Raw genomic sequence first — 516 nt, 5'->3', positions numbered from 1 at the left:
AGATGAAGTCGGTGCCCTTTACCGGATCGCCGCCGATGCCGACAGCCGTGGTCTGACCGAGGCCTTCAGCGGACGTCTGATACACGGCTTCATAGGTCAGCGTGCCGGAGCGCGAGACGATACCGACCGAACCCTTGCGGAAGATCGAACCCGGCATGATGCCGATCTTGCATTCGCCCGCGGTCATCACGCCCGGGCAGTTCGGCCCGATCAGGCGCGACTTGGAGCCGGACAGCGAGCGCTTCACCTTGACCATGTCGAGCACCGGAATGCCCTCGGTGATGCAGACGATCAGCGGGATCTCCGCGTCGATGGCTTCGCAGATCGCGTCGGCTGCGCCCGGCGGCGGGACGTAGATCACCGACGCATCGGCACCGGTCTTGTCGCGTGCTTCCGCTACGGTGTCGAACACGGGCAGGCCGATATGGGTCGAGCCGCCTTTACCCGGCGAGGTGCCGCCGACCATCTTGGTGCCGTAGGCGATCGCAGCTTCCGAATGGAAGGTGCCGTTCTTGC

Annotated in this window: 1 protein-coding gene; it reads right to left on the bottom strand. The window is 64.9% G+C overall.

The window, feature by feature from the left end; all coding sequences use genetic code 11:
• Positions 1 to 516: succinate--CoA ligase subunit alpha (locus D1614_RS28955; RefSeq protein ID WP_497006692.1), on the bottom strand; the 516-nt coding region annotated here is incomplete at both ends.

This window comes from Maribellus luteus (genome assembly GCF_003576475.1).
GTDB lineage: Bacteria > Bacteroidota > Bacteroidia > Bacteroidales > Prolixibacteraceae > Draconibacterium > Draconibacterium luteum.
Note: the sequence above shows the minus strand (reverse complement) of the source record. Positions and strands in the feature narration are given on the sequence as shown.